This window comes from Duganella alba (genome assembly GCF_009674495.1).
Taxonomy (GTDB): domain Bacteria; phylum Pseudomonadota; class Gammaproteobacteria; order Burkholderiales; family Burkholderiaceae_D; genus Rugamonas; species Rugamonas alba.
The window spans coordinates 136,796-145,813 of record NZ_WKJN01000015.1; the positions used below are offsets into that span (position 1 = coordinate 136,796).

Genomic DNA, 9,018 nt, shown 5'->3' on the forward strand with positions numbered 1-9,018 from the left:
GATCAGCGTTGATAAGCAACGTGGCCGGCCACGATGGTGGTTTGTACCTGTCCCGCCAGGTTATAGCCGAGGAACGGCGTGTGCTTGCCCTGGCTGGCCAGCGCCGACGCTTCCACCGTCCAGTGCGCACCCGCGTCGAACAGCACCACGTCCGCCACCGCGCCCACCGTCAGCGTGCCTGCCGACAGACCGGCCACGCGCGCCGCTTCCGAGGTGATGCGGGCCAGCGCGCGCGACAGCGCTCCCTGCTTGCCGGTGTCCTGCTGCGCAGCGTAATCGTCGGCCCACTTCAGCGTCAGCGACAGCAACAGCTCCAGGCCGGTGGCGCCGGGCGAGGCTTCGCCGAACGGCAGCAGCTTCTCGTCGTCGTCGACCGGCGTGTGGTCCGAGCACAGCGCATCGATGGTGCCGTCCAGCAGACCGAAGCGGATCGCGTCGCGGTCGCGCTGGCTGCGGAACGGCGGCGCCATGCGCGCGTTCGAATCGAAGAAGCCAATGTCGGCATCGGTCATGTGGATGTGGTGTGCGCCGACGTCACAGGTGACCGGCAGGCCTCCGGCCTTGGCCTTGCGGATCAGCTCCAGGCTGGCGGCGGCCGAGATGCGGCACAGGTGCACGCGCGCGCCGCTGGCGCGCATCAGTTCGAAGATGGTGTGCAGCGCGATGGTTTCCGACATCACCGGCACGCCGGACAGGCCCAGGCGCGACGCCAGCGGGCCGGATGCGGCGACGCCGCCGACGCCGATGTGCGCATCCTGCGGACGCAGCCACACGGTGTAGCCGAAGGTCTTGGCGTACTGCATGGCGCGCAGCAGCACGTTGGTGTCCTCGATTGGCTGCTCGGCGTGCGAGAAGCCGATGCAGCCCGATTCGGTCAGCGCCGACATCTCGGTCAGCTGCTCACCCTTCAGTCCCATGGTCAGCGCGCCCAGCGGATGCACGTGCGCCTGGTTCAGCTTTTGCGCGCGGTATTTCAGCATCTCCACCAGGCCCGGCTCGTCCAGCACCGGATCGGTGTCCGGCGGGCAGATCAGCGTGGTGACGCCGCCCTGCATGGCGGCCTGCATCTCCGATTCCAGCGTGGCCTTGTATTCAAAGCCCGGCTCGCGCAGGCGCGCCGACAGGTCGACGAAGCCTGGCGACACGATCAGGCCGGTCGCATCGATGGTCTGGTCGGCGGTAAAGCCGGCCGGCGCGGCGCCCACCGCCAGCACTTTGCCGTCGGCCAGGTAAAGGTCGTTGATGCCGTCGACGCCGTTGGCTGGGTCGATCAAGTGGCCGTTTTTGATGTGAATGTTCTTCATGCTTGCGTCCCTGCTACGATGCTCATCACCGCCATGCGTACTGCGATACCAAACGTCACCTGCGGCAGGATCACTGCCTGCGCGCCATCCGCCACGGCGGAGTCGATCTCCACGCCGCGGTTCATCGGCCCCGGGTGCATGACGATGGCGTCCGGCTTGGCCAGCGCCAGGCGTTCCGGCGTCAGGCCGTAGCTGGCGAAGTATTCGCCGGCCGACGGCAGCAGCGCGCCGCTCATGCGCTCGTTCTGCAGGCGCAGCATGATGATCACGTCGACATCCTTCAGGCCTTCATCCATGTTGGTGAAGGTGCGCACGCCCATCTGCTCCAGGCCGCCCGGCAGCAGCGTGTGCGGGCCGATGGCGCGCACTTCCGGCACGCCCAGCGTGGTCAGCGCGTGGATGTCGGAACGGGCCACGCGGCTGTGCAGGATGTCGCCGACGATGGCCACGCGCAGGTTGGTGAAGTCCTTCTTGTAGTGGCGGATGGTGTACATGTCCAGCAGGCCCTGCGTCGGGTGCGCGTGGCGGCCATCGCCCGCGTTCACCACGTGCACGTGGTTCTGCCTGGTTTCCATCAAATGCTTGGCGATCAGGTACGGCGCGCCGGACTGCGCGTGGCGCACCACGAACATGTCGGCGTGCATCGCCGCCAGGTTGTCGATGGTGTCCAGCAGCGATTCGCCCTTGCTGGTCGACGAGGCCTGGATGTTCAGGTTGATCACGTCGGCCGACAGGCGCTTGGCGGCGATTTCGAAGGTGGTGCGGGTGCGGGTCGAGTTCTCGAAGAACAGGTTGAACACCGATTTGCCGCGCATCAGCGGCACTTTTTTCACGTCGCGGTCGGAGATACCGACGAAGGACGAGGCGGTGTCCAGGATGTGATTGAGGATGCTTTTCGGCAGGCCCTCGATCGACAGCAAGTGCTGCAACTCGCCGTTTTTGTTCAGTTGCGGATTCAGCATGGTGTGTTATTCAATGGTTAGCGTAAATTTTCCATCGTCGGCGCGTTGCAGCACCAGCGCCTGTCCCTTCGGCACGGCCACGTGGCCGGCGACGAAATCGGCCGCCACCGGCAGCTGGCGTTCGCCGCGATCGACCAGCGCCGCCAGCATGATGCGCGCCGGGCGGCCGTAGTCGAACAGCTCGTTGATCGCGGCGCGCGTGGTGCGGCCGGTGTACAGCACGTCGTCGACCAGCAGGATGTTGGCGGCCGCCACGTCGAAGGTGATGTTGGTCGGCTTGACTTCCGCCGGCAGGCCCTTCTTGGCGTAATCGTCGCGGTAGAAGGACACGTCCAGCACGCCGCAGCGCGCCGACAGGCCGAGGTCGGCCGCCAGGCGTTCGGCGATCCAGGCGCCGCCGGAGTGGATGCCGACAATGGCGACATCCGGCACGCCGGCCAGGCCGGCTTTCACGTCGGCCAGCAGCGTCGCGTACAGCGCTTCGGCGTCAAGTTGGTTGGGATTCAGAGTCATAAGGAGTCGAAGTATTGTTGCAGAATGATGGCGGCGGCGCGGTCGTCAATGACCTCGCCGCGCTTGGCCGTGATGACGGCCGAGGAATAGCGTTCGTCGACCAGCTCCACCGGCAGGTTGAAGCGGCCGTTCAATTGATTGGCGAACTTGCGGGCGCGGGCGGTCATTTCGTGTTCGGCGCCGTCCGGGTGCATGGGCAGGCCGACCACCAGCCGGGCCGGCTTCCATTCGTCGAGCAGTTTCTGGATATCGGCAAAGCGGGTGGCGTTGTCGACCGCGCTGATGACTTTGACCGGTTCGGCCTGGCGCAACATCGTATTGCCCATTGCCACGCCTATCCGTTTGATGCCGAAATCGAAAGCGAAGATGGTGTCAATACTGCCCATTTACGCGTGACCTGCCTCGGACGTCAGCATCAAGGGATCGATGCCGAGCAGGCGCATGGCGGCCGTGTAGCGGTCCTCGATGGGCATGTTGAACAGGATTTCGGGATCGGCGCCGACCGTCAGCCAGCCGTTGCGGCCGATTTCCTCTTCCAGCTGGCCGGGACTCCAGCCCGAATAGCCGATCGACACCAGCATGCGCGGCGGACCTTCGCCGGCCGCCACCGCTTCCAGCACGTCGATCGAGGTGGTGAAGGCGATTTCATCGGTCACCGTCAGCGACGAGGAGTAACGATGGCCGGGCGTGTGCAGCACGAAGCCGCGGTCGTCCTGCACCGGGCCGCCAAACATGATCGGCTCGTCGTCATGGCCTTCCAGGCCGGATTCGACCTTGAGGTCGATGCGCTCGAACAGCGTGTGCATGGTCATGTCGGTGGGCTTGTTGATCACCACGCCGAGCACGCCGTTTTCATTGTGTTCGCAGACATACACCACCGTGCCGCCGAAGACCGGATCTTGCATGGATGGCATTGCAATAAGGAAATGATTTGCCAGGTTCAGCGTGCTGGCGGCAGCGCCGAACGGCTCCAGGGATTCACCGGCTTCCTGCATCATGCCGGCGACAGGTAGAGTTTTGCCTATTTTGCTCTTCTTCATACAAGTTGCTCTCTCTGCTGGGGTGCGTGTTCTTTCTGTGCTGCTGACAATTACTGTAGTATTCGCGCGGCTAGCAACTCTGTTTACCCTGTAGTTTACACTGAATTGCGGGTGCGGCCATGATTGCGTCTCACACAAGATTGATACAGACCGAATGAAACTGACTTCTTCCCTCGTATGGCTGCGCCGTGATCTGCGCGTTTTCGACCATGTGGCCCTGAACCAGGCGCTGCTGGCGAGCGACAAGGTGTATTGCGTTTTTATCTACGACACCACGATTCTGGACAGCCTGCCGCGCCGCGACCGCCGGGTCGACTTCATCCACGCCAGCATCGCCGAAGTGGCGGCGGAGCTGGAACAACTAGGCGGCCACCTGATCGTGCGGCATGCCGATCCGGCCACCGAGATCCCGAAACTGGCCGCCGAACTGGGCGTGCAGGCGGTGTTCTGCAATCACGATTATGAACCGCAAGCGATAGAACGTGACGCCACGGTGGCCAGTGCGCTGGAAGCGGACGGCCGCCAGTTCTACAGCTACAAGGACCAGGTGATTTTCGAGTGCAGCGAGGTGCTGTCGCAGACCGGCGGCGTGTTCTCGGTGTTCACGCCGTACAAGAACGCCTGGCTGAAAAAGCTGGCGGCCGATCCGTCGGTGCTGGCGCCGTACAACGTCGAACCGCATGCGGCGCGCCTGGCGCCGCCGCCCTCGCCGGCCCCAGCGCTGCCGACGCTGGCCGAGCTGGGATTCGAACCGAGCAATCTGGCCGAGCTGAAGATTCCGACCGGCATGTCCGGCGCGGCGCAGCTGTTCGAGGACTTCCTGCCGCGCATGGCCGACTACAACGTGGCGCGCGATTTCCCGGCGGTGAAGGGGCCATCGTACCTGTCGGTGCATTTCCGTTTCGGTACGCTGTCGGTGCGCCACCTGGTGCGCACGGTGCTGGATTTGCAGGAACGCGGCGCCGGCGGCGAGGGCGCGGCGGTGTGGCTGTCGGAACTGATCTGGCGCGAGTTCTACGCCATGATCCTGTACCACAATCCGCACGTGGTGGGCGGCGCCTACAAGCCGGCTTACGATGCGATTGAATGGGAAACCGGCCCCGAAGCCGACGAACTGTTCGCCGCCTGGTGCGAAGGCCGCACCGGCTATCCGCTGGTGGATGCGGCCATGCTGCAGCTGAACCAGACCGGCTGGATGCACAACCGTCTGCGCATGGTGACGGCGTGCTTTTTGATCAAGGATCTGGGTATCGACTGGCGGCGCGGCGAGGCCTATTTTGCGCTGCACCTGAACGACTTCGACCTGGCGTCCAACAACGGCGGCTGGCAGTGGGCGTCGTCGTCGGGCTGCGATGCGCAGCCTTACTTCCGCATTTTCAATCCGGTGACGCAATCGCAGAAGTTCGACGCGCAGGGGAAATTCATCCGCCGCTACCTGCCGCAGCTGAAAGAGCTGAGCGACAAGGAAATCCACGCACCATGGCTGGCGCCGCGCATGCTGGCGCCGGACTATCCGCCGCCGCTGGTGATGCACGACGAAGCGCGCAAACAAACGCTAGCCCGCTACGAAATCGTGAAAAAAACCCCAACCGAAGGGGTCTGACCCCTCTGGGGTCAGACCCCGGCCGCAGCGCTGTGCGGGGTAAAAAGGTGCCGCAAGCCGCTAAACCTTGAGCAAGCCACCTATAGCCTCCAGCAATACCCCCTCCTGGAAGGGTTTACCAAAGTAGGCATTCACGCCCAGCTCCAGCGCGACGTTGCGGTGCTTGTCGGCGCTGCGCGAGGTGATCATGATGATCGGGATGTTTTTGGTACGTTCATCGCCACGCACATTGCGCGTCAGGTCAAAACCGTCCATGCGCGGCATTTCGATATCGACTAGCATCAGGTCCGGCGCCGATTCCTGCAACTGCTCCAGCGCATCCACGCCATCCTTCGCCAGCAGCACGCGATAGCCTTCCCGCTCCAGCAGACGCTGGGTCACGCGACGCACCGTCAGCGAATCGTCCACCACCATGATGGTGCGGCCCAGCGCCAGCTGCGCCGCCGGACTATCAGCCGCAACCTGCGCATACTGCGGCTTCACCTCCGGGTGATGCGCCAGATGCTGCGCCAGCGCCACCGGGTTCAATATCAGCACAATATCGCCCGTGCCCAGCACCGTCGCACCGGCGATCCCCACCATGCGCGACAACTGCGGACCAATGTTCTTGATGACCACCTCGCGGTTGCCCAGCACCTCGTCCACCTGCAAGGCCAGACGCTCGTTGCCGTTCTTGAGCATCATCACCGGCGATGAACGCTGCACCGGCGGCTGCGCCACATCGCCCAGCAGCGTCGGCAGATACTGCATGCCGTTGTCGCGCGCCTCGGCCAGCGCGGCGTCTTTCATCTGCAGCACCTGTTCGACCAGGATCGCCGGCAGCGCATAGGTCTTGCCTCCGGCCGTCAGCAGCACCACTTGCGTCACGGCCAGCGTCAGCGGCAGGCGGATGGTGAAGCGCGTGCCTTTGCCCGGCTCCGAGAACATGTCGACACGGCCGCCCAGCGCTTGCGCTTCCGACTGCACCACGTCCATGCCCACACCGCGTCCCGACAGTTCGGTCAGCGCTTCGGCGGTGGAGAAGCCAGGTTCGAAAATCAGGTCGGCGATTTGCGCGTCGGTGGCGGCGTCTTCTTCCGCCAGCAGGCCGACGCTGATCGCCTTGGCCTTGATGCGCTCCAGATCGAGGCCGCCGCCGTCGTCGCTGAATTCGATGACGATCTCATTACCCTCCTGCGCCACCTGCACCAGCAGTTCGCCGGTTTCGCTCTTGCCGACGGCGGCGCGCGCTTCGCGCGATTCCACGCCGTGGGCGATGGCGTTGCGCAGCAGGTGTTCGAACGGCGCGGCCATGCGTTCGAGCACGCTGCGGTCCAGCTCCACGCTGCTGCCGCGAATATCCAGGTTGACGCGCTTGTCGACGTCCTTGGCGCTCTGGCGGGCAACGCGGAACAAACGCTCCGAGATGCTGGCGAATGGCACCATGCGCACGCGCATCAGGTCTCGTTGCAGGTCGCGCGTCAGGCGGGCCTGCTGCGTCAGGTCGTTGTGGGCGTTGTCGACGCTGCGGGCCAGGCTTTCGTGGAAGCTGGCGACGTCGTTGACGCTTTCGGCCATCATGCGGGTCAGTTCCTGCAGACGGGTGAAGCGGTCGAATTCCAGCGGGTCGAATTCGCGGTCACTGGAAATGGCCATGCGCGAGGCGATTTGCGATTCGGCCTGCATTTCGACTTCGCGCAACTGGCGGCGCAGGCGGGCCAGGTTGTCCGAGAAGTCGGTCAGCGATGCGCGCAGGGTTTCGACTTCGTTTTCCAGCTTGGAGCGCGAGATCGATACTTCGCCGGCCTGATTCACCAAACGGTCGAGAATATCGGCGCGCACGCGCACCAGTGGCGATTTGATGCTGGCTGGCGCCTCTTCCGCCGGCGCCTGCGGCGCGGTGGACGGCGTTGGCTCCGGTGTTGCGTCTCCGGCCGTGACGCCGTCTTGCAGCGTTGCGACGTTGCCGGCCAGGTCGGTGACTGCTTCGGCCTGCGGCGCGATCGGGTTCTGGAGTTGTTCGAACAGGAGCAACGCGTGGTCGTAGTGCGCCATCAGCTCATCGAAGGCTTGCGGCGTGGCGGAGCCGGCGTGCACCATGTTTTCGATGTGCGTTTCGATTTCGTGGCAGTGCTGGCCCAGACGCATCGCACCGGCCATGCGCGCGCTGCCTTTAACGGTATGCAGCAGGCGCAGCAGGCTTTGTGCCTGCGCGGTGTCGGCTGGATTGTGCTGCCAGGTGCGCAGTGCTTCGCCGACTTGCGGCAGCAGGTCGGCGCCTTCTTCCAGGAAGACGGGCAGCAGATCGGCGTCCAGTTCGTCGTTGAACAGGGCTGGCGCGGCGATGAGGATTTCCGGCTCGGCGGGCGCCAGTGCGATGATCTCGGCATCAGGTTCCGGCACAGGCTCCGATTCCAGCGCCGGCGCTGGTTGCGGCTCTGGCTCTGGCTCCGGTTGCGGCTCTGGCTCTGGCTCTGGCTCTGGCTCGTGCTCGGGCTCCGGTTCTGGCTCGGCTTCGACCGTAGGCTCTTCGATCGGCGCGGCTACGATTTCGTCTTCTTCCGGCCATGGTTCTGGAGGCGCTGGCGCGGCCACTGGTTCTGACGGTAGCTGTTCGGCCATCTTCAGCGGCGGGTCGGCGAAGGCGTCGTCGAAAGCGGCATTGAACAAGTCATCGATGCCGTCGTCGACGTGTACTTCCGGCTTCTTCTTCCGCGGCGGCGCAACCGGCGCTTCGGACTCCGGCACGGTGCCGCTGATGGCGTTGTAGGTTTCGCGGAACAGCTGGTCCAGCGCCGACTCCTGCACTTCCGGCGGCGTGTTGATGCCGTCCATCGTCTGCGCCACCAGATTATCCAGGCGCGATTCGATTTCGTTGCTGGCCGCCGGCGGCGTCACCGACAGCTCCTCGCGCAGGCCCTGCAGCGCGCCGATCAGCTCCGGCTGCGCGTCCGGCAGTTCGCCGGCTGCGAAGCTTTGCAGCATCTGGCGGATGCGCTCCATGGTGAAGTCCAGCAGATCGTGCTGGACCTGATCCAGATGCGGCGCGGGCGGCAGCAGCACTTCGAGCGTGTCTTCCAGCGCCAATGCGAGTTCGCGCAGGGACTTGAAGCCTACCGTGCCAGAGGTGCCGGCCAGCGTGTGCGCGGCCTGCAGGGCTTCCGGATTGACCGGACGGCGCGGCTCGTGGCGCCACTCGCCGAAGTCCTGCACCAGCTTGCGTACCAGGTCGTCGGATTCGTGCAGGTAGATGTTGTACAGCGGCAGAGGAATCGCCAGTTCGCCGATGTGTTTGACGTTGTCGTCGCGCGGCACGTTCGGCGTGATGGTCGGGAACTCGATCACGTTGCCGTGGCTGACGATCGGCGGCGTGGTCGGCGCGATCACCGACGGCTCGTCGGTTCCTGCGGCTGGCAGATCGATGACTGGTTCGTCGATGACCGGCGCGTCGCCAACAAGCGCCTCGTCGTCGTCCGCAACGGCAGAGTCGGACGGCGTGGCATCAGGCGAAGTGGAATCGGACGCGGCGCCGTCGGCGGGCGCAGATGCGGCGTCGGCGGCAGGCGCTGGTGCCGCGGCGGCATCATCGGCGGCGGCAGGCGCGGGCGCAGGTGCGG

The 9,018-nt window shown here is 64.9% G+C and carries 7 protein-coding genes; 1 reads left to right on the forward strand and 6 read right to left on the reverse strand.

All coding sequences use genetic code 11. The annotated features are described in order from the left end of the window. Positions 1–2: 2 nt before the first annotated feature. Genes GJ695_RS16575 through GJ695_RS16595 form a run of 5 tightly spaced genes read right to left on the reverse strand, consistent with a single transcriptional unit; the run spans position 3 to position 3,819 of the window. Positions 3–1,304, reverse strand: coding sequence for a dihydroorotase (locus tag GJ695_RS16575; RefSeq protein WP_154366581.1), 1,302 nt, complete (start codon positions 1,302–1,304; stop codon positions 3–5). After that, on the reverse strand, positions 1,301–2,266 hold the full coding sequence (locus GJ695_RS16580) for an aspartate carbamoyltransferase catalytic subunit (RefSeq protein ID WP_154366583.1): 966 nt from the start codon (positions 2,264–2,266) through the stop codon (positions 1,301–1,303). The genes GJ695_RS16575 and GJ695_RS16580 overlap by 4 nt, the downstream gene beginning before the upstream one ends. A gap of 6 nt (positions 2,267–2,272) precedes the next feature. Then, positions 2,273–2,779 (reverse strand): bifunctional pyr operon transcriptional regulator/uracil phosphoribosyltransferase PyrR, encoded by a 507-nt coding sequence (gene pyrR, locus GJ695_RS16585; RefSeq protein WP_154366585.1) that lies wholly within the window; start codon positions 2,777–2,779, stop codon positions 2,273–2,275. Next, a complete protein-coding gene (ruvX, locus tag GJ695_RS16590; protein WP_154366587.1) occupies positions 2,776–3,165 on the reverse strand; it encodes a Holliday junction resolvase RuvX in 390 nt (129 codons plus the stop codon). The genes pyrR and ruvX overlap by 4 nt, the downstream gene beginning before the upstream one ends. After that, a complete protein-coding gene (locus GJ695_RS16595; RefSeq protein WP_154366589.1) occupies positions 3,166–3,819 on the reverse strand; it encodes a YqgE/AlgH family protein in 654 nt (217 codons plus the stop codon). A gap of 154 nt (positions 3,820–3,973) precedes the next feature. Here GJ695_RS16595 and GJ695_RS16600 point away from each other — a divergent pair, with 154 nt between their 5' ends. After that, positions 3,974–5,422 (forward strand): cryptochrome/photolyase family protein, encoded by a 1,449-nt coding sequence (locus GJ695_RS16600; protein ID WP_154366591.1) that lies wholly within the window; start codon positions 3,974–3,976, stop codon positions 5,420–5,422. A gap of 60 nt (positions 5,423–5,482) precedes the next feature. On the opposite strand, the gene GJ695_RS16605 is transcribed toward GJ695_RS16600, so the two are convergent. After that, the coding region (locus GJ695_RS16605) for a hybrid sensor histidine kinase/response regulator (RefSeq protein WP_229261293.1) at positions 5,483–9,018 on the reverse strand (3,536 nt) is incomplete at its 5' end.